We start from the raw sequence: 17,380 nt of genomic DNA on the forward strand, positions 1-17,380 counted from the left end.
GGTACAGCATAGGGTAGAGGGTTTATGCGAAACTGGCCTTTGACACTCTAATAATGGGATACTCTAATAAATAAAAAGATCTATAAATAGGAGGGCATATATGGCAACGGATAAAAGTGGGCTTACAGGCAATACGACATTGCTTATATTAAAATTACTTGAAGATCAAGATATGTATGGTTACCAGATGATTGAAACACTTTCAAGAAGATCAAATGAAATGTTTAATTTAAAGGCAGGGACGCTATACCCCATTTTACATGGGCTTGAAAATGAGGGCATGGTAGAGTCTTACGAGGATCGCATAGAAGGTGAGAGAATGAGAAAGTATTATCACATCACGGATAAGGGGCGGAAACGTCTTATTGATAAAAATGCTGAATGGAAAGAATATGTAAGTGCTGTCAATCAAGTACTCAATGGAGGCTTAAGTTATGCAAGCGTTTGACAGAATTCATGAATATTCAAAACTTGTATGTGATCAAATAAGATGGGAAAAAGCACATGAACCCGTTCTAAAAGAAATTGAAGCTCATATTACGGATCAAAGAGATGCTTATATAGAGGATGGGCTGGAAACCTATGAAGCAACAGAGTGCGCAATTCGTCAAATGGGGGACCCAATTATGGTGGGGACACAGCAGACCTAAAGCATAGACCTAAAGCGCAGTGGGGCCTATTATTATTGACAATGTCAATGGTGATGATGGGTGCTTTAATTAGATTTTTTTTACTTTCAGATACAGTGAAATCGTCATTGCTAGAACTTGAATTAATTTCAATTATAATTGGCTTACTCTTTATGTTGATTGCTTATTTTTCCGATTTTATTTTGATTGGGAAGTACCCAAAGTCAGTATTTGTTGTGATCGTGGGATTGACTATGATAATGATGCAGTTTTCATCTTTAGTAAATGCGAATAATCACTTCATAGCTTTTCAAGCAACATGAATATTGAAGTAAATAACGAGATGCCTTTACACTTAGATTTAGTGTAAAGGCATCTCGTTTTGTTAGATTTTAATGTGTAGCGATTGATCAAAACCTTAACGAAATTTCAGAAGCGAATCCCTACATTTTAAGTGTCCAAGCTTTTAAGATACCTTTTTGATTTTGTATTTGGCTTAAAACATCATCTGGTACAGGGCAATCTACTGTCAATAACATAAGCGCGGGCTTAAGTGTTTTAGAGAGACTGACATTCATAGTAGAGATATTGATATTATTTTGACCTAAAAGGAGACCAATGGTACCAATCATACCAGGACTATCGTTGTTTTCAATCATAAGCATATTGCCTTTAGGTGTCATATCCACAGGGTAACTGTTAATAGAAACAATTCGAGGTTCTTTTTTTCCAAAAAGAGCGCCTTCCATTTCGAAAGTCTGATTTTTAGAGTGAATTTCAATTTTTACAGAATTATTAAAATCTTCTGTTGTACTCACTCGGCTCTCGGCGATTGTAACACCTCTATTTTCAGCTATCAACTTGGCATTGACATAGGTTACAGGGGTATCTAATACAGTTTCATAAAGGCCTTTGATAAAAGCCAGTACAAAAGGATCAGTGTTGCGATGTGTGAAGTCTCCTTTATAAGTAAAAACAATGCGCTCCACGGCATCGTGATGAATTTGATGATATATTTTTCCCATTCTTTCTAGCAAAGTCAAATAAGGTTTCATATGTTCTAACTCTTGTTGAGAAAGCGTTGGTAAATTCACGGCATTGGCCACAAGTTTTCCCTTTAAGGCTTCAAAGACTTCAATGGCAACAGATTCACCAACATTTTTTTGGGCTTCAAAAGTGTCAGCACCTAGATGAGGTGTAATCACAGTGGATTCAAGATCAAGTAGAGGCGAAATTGGATGTGGTTCATCTTTAAGAACATCTATCGCAGCACCTGCAACAATGCCCTGGGTAAGTGCATCATATAAAGCGGCTTCATCTATAATGCCGCCACGTGCACAGTTGACAACGCGTACTCCTTTTTTAACGAGTTTAAAAGAGTCTGCATTGATGATTCCAATGGTTTCTTTTGTCTTAGGCGTATGAACTGAAATAAAATCTGATTTGCCCAGTAAGTCAGACAACTGTTCCATCTTTTCAACGCCTAATTTTTCAAATTTATCTGAGCGAATATAGGGATCATAAGCGATGACATCCATACCAAAGGACTGCATTCTTGTGGCAACCATTGTTCCAATTCTACCTAGACCTATGATACCAAGCGTTTTGCCTTTGAGTTCAACGCCCCTAAAGAGTGTGCGATCCCATTGTTTCGATTTTATATGTTGATTGGCTCTTGGAATGTTTCTCGACATAGAGAGCATAAGTGCAATGGTATGTTCAGCAGCAGATACTGTATTGGCATCTGGTGTGTTAACAACGATTATGCCGCGTTCTGTTGCGCCAGCGAGTTCAATATTGTCGACGCCATTACCCGCACGACCAACAACCTTGAGATTCGTAGCATGAGCATAAAGTTCCTCGTTGACTTTTGTGACGCTTCTGACGATCAAAGCATCATACTCAGAGATGGAGGACAACAACTCTTCTCGGGTAAGTGAGTAATTGACTGTGACGTCCATGTTTTGTGCTTTTAAAAACGCAATGCCTTCTTGGGCAATGTTTTCTGTTACTAAGATCTTCATAACATCATCCTTTCTACTGGTTTTTAAATGGTAGTATATCCATTCTACATTTTATAGTCAAGTCTAAAATAGCAAAAAGTGAGAATAGGTATTACAAAAAATGAAAATACTCGGGCATTCAAAAGAAGAACAGAAGATTTGTTCGTTATAAGCGCACAAAATTTTGAAAAAGCACGCATGAGGTAGAATCCTTTATTTCAACTTATTTAAACTTGAATTTTTAAGTTGAGGCAATTGGGGTATCATATAGTATCGCCTAAAGATTTTGAGGGGTTGTATATTAAATCCATATGTCTATGAGAGCAAGATTCTTATTGGAGCAATCCTCTTATTGAACTGATTTCCATGATCGTAAGAACAATTTTCAAAGCCTGATGGGAATGCTACAGAAGTTTAACATGAGCTTAACGTGTTCGAACATAAAAAAAAGTTGAATTTTTTTAGAATAGGCGTATACTGATGTATGTTCTATAATAAGATGATTTAAATGAAAGAAGGTTTTATAGTGGCAGAAACAGCAAATTCGCTTATGGTACCTGCATTAATTTTGTTTGTGGGTGTCTTAGCGTCCAAATTGAGTGAAATTATAAAAATACCAGATATTGTAATTTATCTGTTTGCAGGTGTTCTTATTGGTCCAGCAGTATTAAATTTAGTGAATGTAGATACTCATTCCGGTGCGAATCAATTTATTCTTACTTTTGGGGCAGCTTTTATCTTATATGATGGCGGCAGGGAAATTAAACTTAAAATACTGAATGATGTAAAGTGGACAGTGGGTCTATTAGCTTCTTTAGGGGTTTTTATAAGCGCGATCTCTATAGGCTTTGTGGCAATGAATGTTTTTCATATAGAGTTTATTTATGCCTTTTTAATCGGATCTGTGATAGCATCCACGGACCCTGCAGCACTTGTACCTGTTTTTTCAAAGATTAAGATCGTGGATAGAGTGAAACAGACGGTTATCAGTGAATCTGCTTTTAACGATGCTGTGGGTGCCATTTTAGTACTTACAATTATAACGATTATACAGTCTGGCAAGTTCTCAATTGAAGAAAATGCAATATCTCTTATAAAGATGATTGTATTTGGGGTAGTGAGTGGTACTCTAATGGGATTTATCTTTTCATTGAGTGTTTCAGATGGCAAGTTTGGCTTGTTTACTGAGTTTGCTCCAATTATATCCATCTTAGCAGTTATGATATCATATAGTTTAGCAGAATCATTTGGTGGCAGTGGATATATGTCTACTTTTATGACAGGACTAATCTGTGGCAATAAAAAAGTACTTCACCTCTGGGTGCCCACGGTGGATTTCGAAGTTCAAAAGAACGTACGAGATACGGTTACCGCAATCATGAAAATTGCTATTTTCATACTGTTGGGGATGCATGTGGACTTTAATTCGTTACTGTTGTATTGGAAAGAGTCTATGCTCATCGTTTTAGCACTTGTGTTTGTTGTGAGACCGCTATCTGTGTTAATCTGTACACTTCCTGATCGCAAAGTGAAGTGGCATAAGAATGAAATCCTATTTATGATGTGGGTTAGAGAAACGGGTGTTATTCCAGCGGCACTTTCAGGACTTGTGGTAAGTCTCAAAATTCCGAATGCAAATATGGTATCCTCGGTAGTGTTCATGACAATTCTTTTTACACTGCTCATTCAGGCCACGACAGCACGTTTGCTTGCAAGTAAATTGGGACTCATTCTACCTGATGCTCAAGAAAAGAGACCAATTCCGTTTTCAGAACTTAAATAGCAAATATCAAAGACATATAATTAATGAAAGTCAAATTTTCAAACAATGAAAGTTAAATATTAAAAAAGTAAGATGATCCGAATTTTAATTTGGATCATCTTTTTTAAAAAAAAAAACAACAAGATTTGAGCCGAAAGCTGTGAAGAGGAATGTTCAACCTCAAACAGCGTCAGCGAAAATCGCTTTGGAGCATCGACAGATGATCCAAATGTTGTTATATGCAAGATTTGAGCCGAAAGCTGTGAAGAGGAATGTTCAACCTCAAACAGCGTCAGCGAAAATCGCTTTGGAGCATCGGCAGATGATCCAAATGTTGTTATATGCCTATATTTCGAAAACTGTTTTTACTCAATGGAAATTTAGGTGGGACAAATTTCGAATCTTTTTTTAAAAATATACAATGGATATAATGTCAATATGAGTATTTGTAATCAATTAATCGCACGAATTTCTTATATGTTAAAACGTTCATATTTAAATACTTATTCATGTTTTTGAGAGCTCTAATTTCCGTTTTAAATTTGAAAATTCAGCCATAAAATGAGCTGTTTTGCAAGGCGAAATACGGAGAAAAATATATTGACTTTTAAACAATATAATGGTAACCTTTAATCAAATAAACCACAGAATGAAATTTAAATTCACTGTGTGAAATAATTTGGAGGATTGACATGGCAAAAGAATTAACCAGTATTCAAAGACAAGAATTAGATTCAGCTTTTGAAAAAGCAAGAAAGGCTTTGGCAATATTCGAAACATATGATCAAGCGAGAGTAGATAGATTATGCCAAGCAGTTGCCGCAGCAATATCAAATAAAAAAGTGTTTACAGAGTTAGCTATAATGGGTGTTGAAGAGAGTGGTCTCGGCGATGCAAATGGACGTCCGGGCAAAAGATTTAAAGTACATGGTATTTTAAGAGATGCTTTAAGACAAAAAAGTGTTGGTTTGATAGAAGAAGATACAGTTAAAGGTATTTCGAAGTATGCAAAACCAGTAGGTATTATTGCATCAGTTGTGCCAACGACAAATCCAGTGTTAACACCTGCAGGCACAGCAGTTTATGCAATTAAAGCAAGAGATGCAGTCATTTTCTCTCCACATCCAAGATCGAAAAATACAGCATTCAAAGCAGTTGAAATCATGAGAGAAGCTCTAGAAAGAGAAGGCGCTCCAGCAGATATTATTCAATGTGTTCAAAATGTAAATATGACAATGACACAAACTTTAATGGCTGAAGCAGATTTAGTTATTGCAACAGGTGGACAAGGTTTAGTAAGAGCAGCTTATAGTTCTGGAACACCAGCTTATGGCGTAGGTGCAGGAAACTCAACAATGATTATCGATGAAACTGCAGACTTAAAAGAAGCTGCTAGAAATACGATGATGAGTAAAACATCAGATTTTGGTTCTGGTTGCTCTGCAGACGGAAACTTAATCATTGAAGCAACAATTTATGATGATTTGTTAAAAGAACTACAAGCAGTAGGCGGTTACATGGCTAATGATGAAGAAAAAGCAATGCTCAAAAAAGTAATTTGGGATGAAGAAGGACATAGATTACCTGATACAGTGGCGGTAGCACCACAAAAATTAGCTAAAATTGCAGGATTTGAAATTCCAGAAGATCGCAAGTTTATCTTCGTTGAAGGTGATGGTATTGGAAGAGAACATTTCTATTCATTGGAAAAACTAACAACATTATTTGCGACTTATAAATACAGTGGATTCGAGAATGCACTTAAAATGATGCATGCAATCTACAATACTATGGGCAAAGGTCATTCATGTGGGATCTATTCTTTCAACGATGAACATATTCACCGTCTTGCTCTAGAGGCACCAGTTAGCCGAATTATGGTTAGACAACCTCAATCCAAAGCAAATGCAGGATCATTTACAAATGGTATGCCAATGACTTCAAGCTTAGGTTGTGGTACTTGGGGCGGCAATATCATTTCAGAGAATGTTAACTTGAAACATTATATGAATGTAACATGGGTTTCAAGACCGATTGCAGAAGATCGTCCACCTCTAGAAGAGTTATTTGGCGAATTTTATGATCCAGAACTTGAAAAGTAATTTGATGTTTGAGAATTGATGAGTAATGTAGTAATATATGTACAAGTGTTTGGTATGTTTTAAGTTAAAATAGTATGTTTTGTGTTGTAAATAGGAGGAGTTATTAATGGAGAAATTAGTTTCACATCAGCTCGTGGACTATTTAGTGAGAAGAGATGTAAAAAATGTCTTTGGACTATGTGGTCATACGGTAATCGCAATGCTGGATGCTTTAAAAGATTCTGAACTTAATTTTGTTTCAGTGAGACATGAACAATTGGCAGCTCATGCGGCGGACGGCTATGCAAGAGTTACCAATAAAGCCAGTGTTGTTCTTTGTCACCTTGGACCTGGTCTTACGAATGCTATGACCGGTGTTGCCAATGCATCGTTGGATTCTGTACCAATGGTTGTAATTGCTGGAGATGTACCAAGTTTTTATTATGGAAAACATCCTCATCAAGAAGTGAATATGCATTGTGATGGTTCTCAATACGATTTGTATAAGCCAATTGTCAAACGTGCATGGCGAATTGACAAACCAGAATTATTTCCAGAAATCTTGGACAAAGCATTTAGATTAGCAGAGTCTGGAAGACCGGGACCAGTTTTGATTTCAGTGCCAATGGACATGTTTTCAAGATCAATTGATACTGTACACTTTGAACGAACTTTCCATGATTCCTCATTCACAGCAAAACCAACATTATCTAAAGAAACTGCTACAGAAATTGCGAAGATGTTAATTGAGGCTGAAAGACCATTGATTCATGCAGGCGGACAATTAATCTACACGCATGCATCCAAAGCGTTGACAGAACTTGTTGAGTTTTTAGACATTCCTGTGACTAGAACTTTAATGGGACAGGGTGCAATTCCAGACAACCATCCTCTTCATGTTGGTATGACTGGTTTCTGGGGACTTGACTATGTCAATAAAACTTCTTCTGAAGCAGATGTGATTTTAGGTGTGGGCACTCGATTTGCTGAAGCGGATTCAAGCTCGTGGTACAAAGGTGTTACATTCAATATTCCTGGCAGCAAATTGATCCAAATTGATTTAGAACCAGAGGAAATTGGCAGAAACTATCCTGTAACTATTGGCGCTGTTGCAGATCCAAAATTAGCACTTGAAGCCATTCTAGAAGCAGCTAAAGAGATTAAGCCAGAAGGCATAGATCGCCCTGCGTTAAGAGCTGAAATTGCAAAAAATAAAGAAGCTTTTAGAGCTTCCAACGTTGAAATTTCAAATGATAATCGTTTTCCAATGACACCTCAGAGAATCCTTAAAGATGTCAGAGAAGTATTCCCAGAAGATGGTATTATTGCAACGGATGTCGGCTGGAATAAAAATGGTATGGGTCAACAATTTGAAATCACAATACCAGGTACAATTCTTCACCCGGGTGGTTTAGCTACTATGGGATTTGGGCCAGCTGCAATTTTGGGGGCAAAACTTGCGGCTCCAGATAAAAAGGTAATTACGCTTGTTGGTGATGGCGGATTTGGTACAAACCCATCTGTGATTGCTACCGCTGTTGAACAAAATATTCCAGTCGTTTGGGTCGTGATGAACAACGGTGCATTTGGCACTATTGCAGGCTTAACCGCTTCGCATTATGAGCATTCTTTTGGCACGATATTCAAACGCAAAGATGGTTCTTCTTATAATCCAGAGTGGTCTGTGGTTGCACAGGGATATGGTATTAAAAGCAAGAAGATCACTTCAGCAGATGAATTTAAAACAGTGCTCAAAGAGGCGCTAGATTCAAATGAACCTTATCTGATTGATGTACCAATGGAAAATATTCCTGTGCCTACGGATGGTATTTGGAACATTAATGATATCTATACACCAAAAGATAATGTCGTTGAAGGCAAATTGATGTATGGTGAAGCCTATAAATCGAAGCACGTCTCAACAAAGTAATCCCCCTTTTAATGACAAATGCAACCTGAGATAGGTTGCATTTGTCAGCAATGGGAAAATGTAATGAACTGTCATTAAAGTATATATAGTGAATAAATGTAATACAAATTGATATGTGGTAAAGTGAGTAGGAGTAAAAGGGAACAATAAAAAGTAGAAGGGGGAAAACGGATGAAGGTAATTAAATGGTTGGATGAGTACTTTGAAGAGTATCTTTTGGTGATCCTGCTAGCGATTATATCAACTGTAATGATGGGTCAGATCATTATGAGATATGTATTTCATGCATCTTTATCATGGCCAGAAGAGTTAACAAGGTATTGTTTTATTTGGTCGGTTTTTGTCGGAACAAGTTATTCAATTAAGAAAAGAAATATGCTAAGAATTGATGCGATAACGACTTTTTTTCCTGAAAAGGTAAAAGAATATTTAGAAATAATCATAGAATTAGTGGTCTTTATATTCTTTGGGTTCTTGTTGATCAATTCAGTGGAAGTTGTAGAGAAGTTAATGATTAGTGGACAGCGAAGTCCTGCTATGGAACTTCCAATGGTCTATGTTTACAGTGCCACTGTTTTTGGTTTTGGCTTATCTATTGTAAGAAGTGTTCAAAATTTATTTAAACTAACTAAAGCATTAAAGCATAAAAAAATTCAAGCGGAAGGTGGTAACTAAATGATCTTAATTATCTTTCTAGTGTTTATAGCGAGTTTAGTTTTCAGTATACCTATTGCAATCGCAATTGGGTTAGCTGCAATTTTACCATCTTTATTTGATCCAGGATTCGCAGCGGATGTGCAATTTGTCATTAGAGGCATGGTGAGTGGTTCAGACAGTACGCCGATGCTTGCAATACCATTGTTCATCTTATCGGGTTCTTTAATGGCAAGAGGGGGCATATCAAAGCGATTATTTGATGTGTTTGCGTTCATTGTGGGCAAGAGAACTGCGGGTATGCCAATTGCGGTTATCATTACGAGCTTATTCTATGGTGCAATATCGGGGTCAGGTATTGCAACAACTGCAGCTGTTGGTGGTATGACGATTCCAATTTTGGTTTCTCTTGGATACGATAAGGTTTTTAGTGCTGCTTTAGTAGCAACATCAGGAAGTTTAGGTGTTATTATTCCACCTAGTATTCCTTTTATCATGTATGGGTTGACAACTGGCACATCAGTTGGGGCTCTATTTACAGCGGGAATTGTGCCGGGATTACTAATTGCATTTTCTCTTATGGTTTACGCATACATTTATTGCAAGATCAACGGGGAAGATCGTGAGAAAATCGATGAGAATCTCAAAGAATTACGCGCAAAAGGTTTTTTTGGTGTCATGAAAGACAGCTTTTGGGCACTTTTAGCACCTGTCATTATTCTTGGTGGCATATACAGTGGTGTGGTAACACCGACTGAAGCAGCGTGCGTATCTGTGTTCTATGCATTAATTGTTTGTCTGTTCATCTATAAGACAATTCAGTTTAGAGATGTGCCGAAAATTTTTAAAGAAACAGTTAATTCATATGGCCCTCTTATCTTTTTAATTGCTTTAGCAACTGTATTTGGTCGTGTGTTAACGTTATTGAGAGCACCTATGATGATTGGTGATTTCTTAACAGGTACATTTTCATCATCGATCACATTGTTACTTGCAATAAACGTCGTGTTCTTTATTCTAGGTATGTTTTTAGATGTAGGTCCTGCAATTGTAATATTAGCACCAATCTTGTTGCCAGCAGTTATGGCAGTGGGAATTGATCCTGTACACTTCGGTATAATCATGACGGCAAACTTAGCAATCGGTATGGTAACGCCTCCATTTGGAGTAAATCTGTTCGTGGCGAGTCCGCTGGTGGACACCCCAGTTATGGATTTAGGGAAGAAAGCAATTCCGTTTATCATTTCTTTTGCAATTGCACTGATGATTATTACCTTTGTTCCAGCTTTAAGTTTAATGTTATTGTAGACGTTTCACAAAATTGAATTTGATTTGTAGGAGGAAACAATTATGAAGAAATTAATGAGCTTGTTACTGGTACTTGTATTAACTTTTGGATTAGTAGGATGTGGTGCTAAAGCATCAGATGCACCTGCAGCTGCACCAGCGCAAAACTCAGAATCAAATGAATCTGCAAAACCAGCTGAACCCGTTAAATTACAAATAGCTTTAAGTGCTCAAGAATCAAGCCCAGGTGCTGTAACAGCTGTGAAACTTAAAGAAATACTTGAAGCAAAATCAAATGGGAATTTCCAAGTGGATGTATATCCAAACGCTCAATTAGGTGGCGATAGAGAGCTTATCGAATCTACTCAAGCAGGTAGTATATCCATGTCATCTTTGACAACTGCACCGATGGTAAGTTTCATTCCTGATTTAGCAGTCTTTGATATGCCTATGGCATTAACAGATCTTGAGATGGCTCGAAAAGTTTTAGATGGACCTTTTAGAGATCAAATCGCTGCAAAATACGAAGCAGCAGGATTCAAATTATTAATGATCTCTCCAGATAGTTTCAGAGAAATGAGCTCTAATATTCCAGTTGCTGGCTTTGAAGATTTCAAAGGCATAGACATTAGAACTATGGAAAATAAATACCATATGGCATTCTGGCAAAATCTTGGTGCTAATCCATCGCCCTTGGCATTTAGTGAACTCTATATCGCACTTCAACAAGGTTTAGTAGATGCTCAAGAAAACCCTTATGCAACTTTAGTAGCTTCAAAATTATACGAACAACAAAAATATGTTGTTAATACAAACCACATTATGTTCATTGCAACAACTGTAATGAATAAAGATCTATATGATGGTCTATCTGAAGAACAAAAAACAGTGCTTAATGAAGCTTGTGCAGAAGCTCAAGAGTTTGGTATTGAAGAGGGTAAAAGACAAGCAGCAGCGTCTGTAGAATTCTTAAAAGAGCAAGGTGTAGAAATCATTGATTTATCCCCAGAAGTAATCGGACAAATGAAAGAAGCAGCTGAGCCTGTATACGATATGATTCGTCAAGATATCGGTGAAGAATTGGTAAATTCTTTATTAGATGCTCTTGATAAAGCACAATAGTCTAAAGCGTGTAGAAACAATCTTGTAGTTAGTTGACGAAAGCAGTTTATTTCTGAATATGTGATGCATAGGAGGGCGTTTTTAACAGGACGTTAAACGTTAAAATTGACTTCTCTGAATACTGACGATAATTAAGTGTTTTGACTGTTCTCAAATATTTATATCTCCTCATAGTGGACCCTTTTAGTGTGAAGCCGTGAGGAGATATTTATCACCCAAAATGGCAATAATTAATATAAGATAGTGCATCAAATATGCATAATTTAAAATTCAGGGGGGTAACTATGATTACTTTAAATACAAAACTGGTTGGTTTGCTCGGATATCCATTGACATTTACTTTTTCGCCTACAATGCATAACAGCACATTTGAGCATTTAGGGTTGGACAATTTTTATTTGCCAATTGAAGTGGGTAAAGAGGGTTTAGAAGATGTGCTCAAAGGCATCCGTAGAATGAATTTTATCGGATGTAATGTTACAAAACCTAACAAGGTGAGAGTTTTAAGATATTTAGATGAGATCGATGAATTGGCAAGTAAAATTGGTGCTGTAAATACGGTTAAAATTGAAGATGGCAAATTGATTGGTTACAATACAGATGGTTATGGTTATGTGGAATCATTAAAGACGATTATTGGTGAAGTTACAGGTAAGAAATTTGTTTTGTTAGGTTCTGGTGGTGCCGGTAGAGCCATTGCATTTACACTTGCAAGCGAAGGTGCAGAGAAAATCTTGATCTTTGATAAAGCAACAGAATGTGGTGAGAAAGTGGCAACAGAAATCAACGCAGGGGTTAAGCATTGTGCAGAATATATTTCACTTAGTGAATCCAATTTGAAAAAAGCAATTGAAGAAAGCGACGTTATTATTAACGCAACAGGCGCTGGTATGATTCCTAATATTGATGTGACACCACTTGATAAATGTCTCTTCAAGCCAGGCATGATTGCAAGTGATATCACATACAATCCAATGAAGACAAGATTTTTAAAAGAAGCAGAAGAAATGGGCTGTGTGACACACAATGGCGTGGGTATGTTGATTCATCAAGGTGCAAAAGCTTTTGAAATATGGACGGGTATAAAAGCACCGGTTGAGCATATGAGTAAAACAGTCACTGAAATAATAGAGTCTTTAAATGCCAAGTAGGGCATATGAATATACATGTTTATTGCAAATAACAGAATCAGAGATAAGAGAGGTCTATCATGGAAACAAAATTTTCTTTAGCGCACTTGACGGTGTTAGGATGCGCTCCACCAGAAATGATTTATTTGGCAAAGATGTGTGGTTATGATTATGTGAGCTTGAGACCAATCTATATGGGATTACCGGGTGAACCTAATTATGATTTAGCACATAAAAAAGAGATGCTTTTACAAACCAAAAAAGCACTTAAAACAACGGGTATTGGTGTACATGATATTGAACTCGCAAGAATTGTAGATGATATTGATGTTAAGCAATATTTGCCTGCAATAGAGGCAGGTGCTGAATTAGGAGCTAAAAGCTTATTGAGTAGCGTTTGGACAGATAACAAAGCGCTTTATACAGAGAAATTTCATGAATTATGTGAATTGACAAAGCCCTATGGTATGAATGTTGACCTTGAGTTTGTAACATGGTCAGGCGTTAAAAATTTAAAACAAGCAAAAGAACTTTTAAATTCAACGCCGGCAACCAATAAGGGATTAATGGTAGATACACTTCATTTTAATCGGTCGCGAGTGGCATTAGAAGAACTTGATGGCTTACCTGCTGAATGGTTTCATTTTGTACATCTCTGTGATGGTCCGAGCGAGATTCCAACGACGAATGAAGGTCTTATATTTACAGGTAGAGATGAACGCTACTATGTGGGTGAAGGTGGCATTAATATTGATGAGATCATCAATAGAATTCCCAAAGAAGTTGTTTTTTCAATAGAATTGCCTCATATAAAGAGAGTAGCAGAATTAGGGTATGCGGAACATGCAAGAAGATGCCTAGAAACAGCAAAAGACTATTTGAAAAAGATGAACTATTAATATTTTAGAACTGTAAAATCTGTTGATGTTTTGGGAGATTGGCGACAGTCTTCATCTGTTCAAAGGCGTTAGCATCAACAGATGTTACAGATACTCTAATCGTGTACAATCAAGACTCAAGAGCTATATCTGCTACGAAAATTACATAGATGAAATCCATTTAGAGAGTCATCCATGGTCAGAGCGTCAAAAGTCAGTTTCTCGTAAATTATCTCCACAATTTTGTATCATATACTTTCTGTGAACAATATTAATGAAGATATAATTACGCCACTTTTGACTTTTGACATTCCAACTGCCATTAATGTATAAGAAAGTAGAGGAAGATTAAATATGAAATATCCAGAAAATGTGATCATTTGCGAAGTCGGTCCAAGAGATGGCTTACAAAATGAAAATAAAATATTGACAGCAGCAGAAAAAGCAGGTTTAATTGATCAGGTGATCGAAGCTGGTTATAAGGTAATTGAGGTGGGATCAATGGTGCATCCAAAGGCAATTCCTGCCCTTGCAGATACAACAGAAGTCTATAAATTAATCAAGCATAAAGAAGGTGTAGATTTAAGAGTACTCGTTCCAAATTTAAAAGGGGCAGAACGCGCTATAGAAGTGGGAATCAAAAAAGTGAAATTGACTGTATCGGCTAGTAAGTCTCATAATATGAGCAATTTTAATAGATTGCCACTTGAAACGATGGATTCTTTTAAAGCATCATATGATCTCGTAAAGGCAAATGGTTTAGAAGTCTCCGGTGCAATTGCGACTTCATTTGGTTGTCCATTTGAAGGTAATATTACGATTGACCAGATTGAGCCAATCGTCGAAAAGTTCGTAAGCTTGGGCATTTTAGAAATTTCATTATCGGACACAACGGGTATGGGTGGTCCTAAAGAAGTCTATGAGAAATGTAAATACTTTAAAGATAAATATCCAGAAGTGACTTGGAACATTCATTTTCATAATACAAGAGGTATGGCACTGGCGAACATTCTTGCGGCAATGGAAGCCGGGATGAATCGCTTTGATGGCTCTTTTGGTGGATTAGGTGGATGCCCATATGCACCAGGAGCTTCTGGCAACGTAGCGTCGGAAGATATCGTTCATATGCTCCAATTAATGGGTATTGAGACGGGTATTGATTTGGATAAGTCGATTGAAGTTGCAAGAAACGTACAGTCTCTAGTGGGACATGAGGTTGACAGCTATATGCTTAAAGCGGGAAAATCTTCTGATTTGATTAGGGAAAAACCCGCGAAACAAAATAATAATTAGAGTTTAGTGGTAAAAGGGTGCCCATATGTAATATTCATATGATCTCGATGAACAAATATTGAGTTCTATCATTAAAGTTGTAGTATAATATATGAGGGATGGTTTTACGAATTTTAAATAGTAGTTAGAGTATGGAATAGATAAGTACTGTATATGAGATTACATTTCTCATAAACGACATCGCATGGGAATTGGCTTATACGACATGATCTTTTAGTACTCTGACCAATGCTACTTTTTAGATGGAACGAATACGGACTCAAATCAATTTATTTCAAGAAAATGGAGGAATTATGCCAGATAAGTCTGTTCAAAATAGATCTGTAGATAGAACTTTGGACATTTTGGAAGCGTTTATAAATGTAGATGGTGGGTTAACTTTGAACGAAATTGCTTTAAAAATAGATTTGTCATCAAGTACGGTTTACAGATTAGTTATGACGCTGATGAATAGAAATTACTTGTATAGAGACAGTGAAAGTAAGCGGTTCTATTTAGGGAGTCAATTGAATCGACTGGTGAATTTAAATCATATTGATGCGAATGAACACTTGAAGAATATTGCAGACCCTTATATGATGAAAGTATTTCAAGAGACAAATGAGAATATTGGGTTATATATCCAAGATGAAGATTGTAAATTATGTATTGAAAGAATGGAGTCCACTAAGGCTCTAAGGCATGTTATCGATATTGGTGATCGTGTCACTATGAGTAAAGGCGCCATTGGTAAAGTGTTCTTAGCTTTCATGGAACCAGAAGAGTGGAAGGCGTTTGACAAAGAAGGTTGGCCGAAAAAAGAAGAACTTCAAAAAGTTAAAAAAAGCGGCTATGCCCTAAGTATTGGCGAAAGAGAAGAGGGGTTAATTGGCATTGCAGCCCCTATTTTGAATTCAAAGGGCAAAGTTATAGCAGCGGTTTCAATGTCAGGACCGTCAGTGCGTTTTATGGACGAGTTTATTAACGAAAAAATAGATATTGTTATAAAACTTGCAAAAGATATTTCTAAAGCAATGGGTCTTGGCAAGTAAAAAGACTTGATTTAAAGTGTACATTCGTGTACACTTTTTTAAATATGAGACGTGATGGATAGAAATTTGAATTGACATCCAATTGGCGTACATATGCTTAGGTTGGAAGGAGAGCAAGATGACATTGGCATTAATAATAGGCACTATGATTTTTAAAATGTTCATAATGATGTCTGTGGGGATGATCGGTTCTGTTACAAAGCTAATTACTGAAGAGGGGAATAAAGCCATGACAGATGTTTTGCTTTTTATTGTGACCCCTATTTTAATTTTAGTCTCATATCAAGTGGATTTTAGCAAGGATAAATTACAGGGTCTCTTATTGGCTATTGGCTTGTCGTTTCTAAGCCATATCATTGCAATGGTCATTGCTTCAATTGGCGTTAAGAAAAAAAACAATACGGATTACCAAGTGGAACGCATGGGGACAATTTATTCCAACTGTGGCTTTATGGGCATCCCGCTGCTCTACGCGCTATTCGGCGCTGAGGGTGTATTTTACGTAACTGCTTACTTAACCGTGTTCAATCTATTCGTCTGGAGCCATGCAGTGATATTAATGACGGGCAAGGTAGATAAGAAAGGGATTCTAAGCGTGTTTAAATCCCCTAATATCATCGCGATTATTATTGGGCTCATATTATTTGTGACAGGAATAAGAGTGCCAGAGCTGATCCTTGACCCTTTAAAAACGATTACTTTGGTCAATACACCATTGGCAATGCTTGTTATTGGGGCCACCTTAATTCAGAGCAATCTTTTAAAGATGATCACAAAATCAAGGCTTTACTATATCACATTTTTAAGATTAGTAGTAGTGCCGCTGTTCTTGATTATAGCATTCAAAATATTGGGCTTAACCGGTATGGTGCCAACAATTATATTAATTGCAACAGCTTGTCCGGTGGCTTCCACAGGCACTATGTTTGCACTGCGATTTGATAAAAACTCTAATTATGCAGCGGGGTTACTGAGTATTTCCACATTGATGAGCATAATGACAATTCCCTTGATGGCCATTATTAGCGAGTGGATTCAATAAGACAATTTGAAAATCTTTTAAAGTCCTATAGATTCCAAAATCAATAGGGCTTTATATTTTGCAGTTGAATTTGAAAAGCCCATTTCAATGATACTTTGATCTTGATTTAATCGGATACCCTGAACTTCAACATCAAAGTTACATAAAATATTGATAATTTGATTTACTTTTTCAGTACCATTAGAAGGTTCAAATGTTATTTTTTCACTAAAATTCCCTTTCAAGTGGTAGGCTTTAGACACGGTTTCTAAAGCATCACTCAAATTTTCATTTTTCGCGTTTAGAGCAACAGAGGGCTTGTCATAGCTTTTTTTTATTTGATTGAGTTCATCAAAATAAAGTGCAGAAGCATTCAACAGATTAAATTCTAATGGCAAAGTCATAGGTCCTGTGGCTTTCTGTACATTCATTGTTCTGGTCATAATAACCTCCATTCCGCCGCTACCGCTGGCGGCACAAATAGTAATGAAAAAATGGTGTGCGGTTTTCACCATTCTGATATTATTAGACTAAGGAGAAGATTACACTACAAAGCACG

Annotated in this window: 16 protein-coding genes; 14 read left to right on the forward strand and 2 right to left on the reverse strand. The window is 36.8% G+C overall.

Features of this window, described 5'->3' with window-relative positions; genetic code table 11:
• Nucleotides 1-100: 100 nt before the first annotated feature.
• From ISU02_RS22030 to ISU02_RS22040, 3 genes are read left to right on the forward strand one after another with little or no spacing between them, the layout of a single operon-like run.
• Complete coding sequence (locus tag ISU02_RS22030) at nt 101-448, forward strand: PadR family transcriptional regulator (RefSeq protein ID WP_194704019.1); 348 nt, start codon at nt 101-103, stop codon at nt 446-448.
• Nucleotides 435-650, forward strand: coding sequence for a permease prefix domain 1-containing protein (locus tag ISU02_RS22035; RefSeq protein WP_194704020.1), 216 nt, complete (start codon nt 435-437; stop codon nt 648-650). Before ISU02_RS22030 ends, ISU02_RS22035 begins: the two co-directional genes overlap by 14 nt.
• A 35-nt stretch (nt 651-685) precedes the next feature.
• Nucleotides 686-952 (forward strand): hypothetical protein, encoded by a 267-nt coding sequence (locus ISU02_RS22040; RefSeq protein WP_207736497.1) that lies wholly within the window; start codon nt 686-688, stop codon nt 950-952.
• Between the two features lie 120 nt (nt 953-1,072).
• Here the strand turns inward: ISU02_RS22040 and serA are convergent, their stop codons facing one another.
• On the reverse strand, nt 1,073-2,653 hold the full coding sequence (gene serA / locus ISU02_RS22045; protein WP_194704022.1) for a phosphoglycerate dehydrogenase: 1,581 nt from the start codon (nt 2,651-2,653) through the stop codon (nt 1,073-1,075).
• Nucleotides 2,654-3,140: 487 nt separating this feature from the next.
• Between serA and ISU02_RS22050 the strand changes: the two genes are divergently transcribed.
• The 11 genes from ISU02_RS22050 to ISU02_RS22100 all read left to right on the forward strand — a co-directional run bounded on the left by ISU02_RS22050 (nt 3,141) and on the right by ISU02_RS22100 (nt 16,842).
• Complete coding sequence (locus ISU02_RS22050) at nt 3,141-4,415, forward strand: cation:proton antiporter (RefSeq protein ID WP_194704023.1); 1,275 nt, start codon at nt 3,141-3,143, stop codon at nt 4,413-4,415.
• Between the two features lie 671 nt (nt 4,416-5,086).
• Nucleotides 5,087-6,496 (forward strand): aldehyde dehydrogenase family protein, encoded by a 1,410-nt coding sequence (locus ISU02_RS22055; RefSeq protein WP_194704024.1) that lies wholly within the window; start codon nt 5,087-5,089, stop codon nt 6,494-6,496.
• Nucleotides 6,497-6,602: 106 nt separating this feature from the next.
• Entirely contained in the window at nt 6,603-8,405 is a 1,803-nt protein-coding gene (locus ISU02_RS22060) for a thiamine pyrophosphate-binding protein (RefSeq protein WP_194704025.1), read from the forward strand.
• Nucleotides 8,406-8,576: 171 nt separating this feature from the next.
• Nucleotides 8,577-9,080 (forward strand): TRAP transporter small permease, encoded by a 504-nt coding sequence (locus tag ISU02_RS22065; protein WP_194704026.1) that lies wholly within the window; start codon nt 8,577-8,579, stop codon nt 9,078-9,080.
• Nucleotides 9,081-10,367 carry a TRAP transporter large permease gene (locus ISU02_RS22070; RefSeq protein ID WP_194704027.1) on the forward strand — a complete coding sequence of 429 codons (1,287 nt, stop codon included), beginning with the start codon at nt 9,081-9,083 and terminating at the stop codon, nt 10,365-10,367.
• A gap of 42 nt (nt 10,368-10,409) precedes the next feature.
• On the forward strand, nt 10,410-11,468 hold the full coding sequence (locus ISU02_RS22075; RefSeq protein WP_194704028.1) for a TRAP transporter substrate-binding protein: 1,059 nt from the start codon (nt 10,410-10,412) through the stop codon (nt 11,466-11,468).
• 284 nt (nt 11,469-11,752) lie between these two features.
• Entirely contained in the window at nt 11,753-12,619 is an 867-nt protein-coding gene (gene aroE / locus ISU02_RS22080) for a shikimate dehydrogenase (RefSeq protein WP_194704029.1), read from the forward strand.
• 59 nt (nt 12,620-12,678) lie between these two features.
• Nucleotides 12,679-13,497 (forward strand): sugar phosphate isomerase/epimerase family protein, encoded by an 819-nt coding sequence (locus ISU02_RS22085; RefSeq protein ID WP_194704030.1) that lies wholly within the window; start codon nt 12,679-12,681, stop codon nt 13,495-13,497.
• 333 nt (nt 13,498-13,830) lie between these two features.
• On the forward strand, nt 13,831-14,769 hold the full coding sequence (locus tag ISU02_RS22090; protein WP_194704031.1) for a hydroxymethylglutaryl-CoA lyase: 939 nt from the start codon (nt 13,831-13,833) through the stop codon (nt 14,767-14,769).
• A gap of 293 nt (nt 14,770-15,062) precedes the next feature.
• The gene (locus ISU02_RS22095; protein ID WP_194704032.1) at nt 15,063-15,800 is read left to right on the forward strand and encodes an IclR family transcriptional regulator; all 738 of its coding nucleotides are present in this window, start codon (nt 15,063-15,065) and stop codon (nt 15,798-15,800) included.
• Nucleotides 15,801-15,918: 118 nt separating this feature from the next.
• Nucleotides 15,919-16,842: an AEC family transporter gene (locus tag ISU02_RS22100; RefSeq protein WP_194704033.1), complete on the forward strand. Its 924-nt coding sequence runs from the start codon at nt 15,919-15,921 to the stop codon at nt 16,840-16,842.
• A gap of 17 nt (nt 16,843-16,859) precedes the next feature.
• Here the strand turns inward: ISU02_RS22100 and ISU02_RS22105 are convergent, their stop codons facing one another.
• Nucleotides 16,860-17,264 (reverse strand): hypothetical protein, encoded by a 405-nt coding sequence (locus ISU02_RS22105; protein WP_194704034.1) that lies wholly within the window; start codon nt 17,262-17,264, stop codon nt 16,860-16,862.
• Between the last annotated feature and the right edge of the window lie 116 nt (nt 17,265-17,380).

The organism is Fusibacter ferrireducens, from assembly GCF_015352425.1.
GTDB classification, from domain to species: domain Bacteria; phylum Bacillota; class Clostridia; order Peptostreptococcales; family Acidaminobacteraceae; genus Fusibacter_A; species Fusibacter_A ferrireducens.

Bases quoted from the DNA above. Each gene is read 5' to 3' on its own strand.
- serA (WP_194704022.1), bottom strand. From the start codon at position 2,653: ATGAAGATCTTAGTAACAGAAAACATTGCCCAAGAAGGCATTGCGTTT.
- ISU02_RS22035 (WP_194704020.1), top strand. From the start codon at position 435: ATGCAAGCGTTTGACAGAATTCATGAATATTCAAAACTTGTATGTGAT.
- ISU02_RS22070 (WP_194704027.1), top strand. From the start codon at position 9,081: ATGATCTTAATTATCTTTCTAGTGTTTATAGCGAGTTTAGTTTTCAGT.
- ISU02_RS22105 (WP_194704034.1), bottom strand. From the start codon at position 17,264: ATGACCAGAACAATGAATGTACAGAAAGCCACAGGACCTATGACTTTG.
- ISU02_RS22030 (WP_194704019.1), top strand. From the start codon at position 101: ATGGCAACGGATAAAAGTGGGCTTACAGGCAATACGACATTGCTTATA.
- ISU02_RS22085 (WP_194704030.1), top strand. From the start codon at position 12,679: ATGGAAACAAAATTTTCTTTAGCGCACTTGACGGTGTTAGGATGCGCT.
- ISU02_RS22060 (WP_194704025.1), top strand. From the start codon at position 6,603: ATGGAGAAATTAGTTTCACATCAGCTCGTGGACTATTTAGTGAGAAGA.
- ISU02_RS22095 (WP_194704032.1), top strand. From the start codon at position 15,063: ATGCCAGATAAGTCTGTTCAAAATAGATCTGTAGATAGAACTTTGGAC.
- ISU02_RS22065 (WP_194704026.1), top strand. From the start codon at position 8,577: ATGAAGGTAATTAAATGGTTGGATGAGTACTTTGAAGAGTATCTTTTG.
- ISU02_RS22050 (WP_194704023.1), top strand. From the start codon at position 3,141: ATGAAAGAAGGTTTTATAGTGGCAGAAACAGCAAATTCGCTTATGGTA.
- ISU02_RS22090 (WP_194704031.1), top strand. From the start codon at position 13,831: ATGAAATATCCAGAAAATGTGATCATTTGCGAAGTCGGTCCAAGAGAT.
- ISU02_RS22055 (WP_194704024.1), top strand. From the start codon at position 5,087: ATGGCAAAAGAATTAACCAGTATTCAAAGACAAGAATTAGATTCAGCT.
- ISU02_RS22075 (WP_194704028.1), top strand. From the start codon at position 10,410: ATGAAGAAATTAATGAGCTTGTTACTGGTACTTGTATTAACTTTTGGA.
- aroE (WP_194704029.1), top strand. From the start codon at position 11,753: ATGATTACTTTAAATACAAAACTGGTTGGTTTGCTCGGATATCCATTG.
- ISU02_RS22100 (WP_194704033.1), top strand. From the start codon at position 15,919: ATGACATTGGCATTAATAATAGGCACTATGATTTTTAAAATGTTCATA.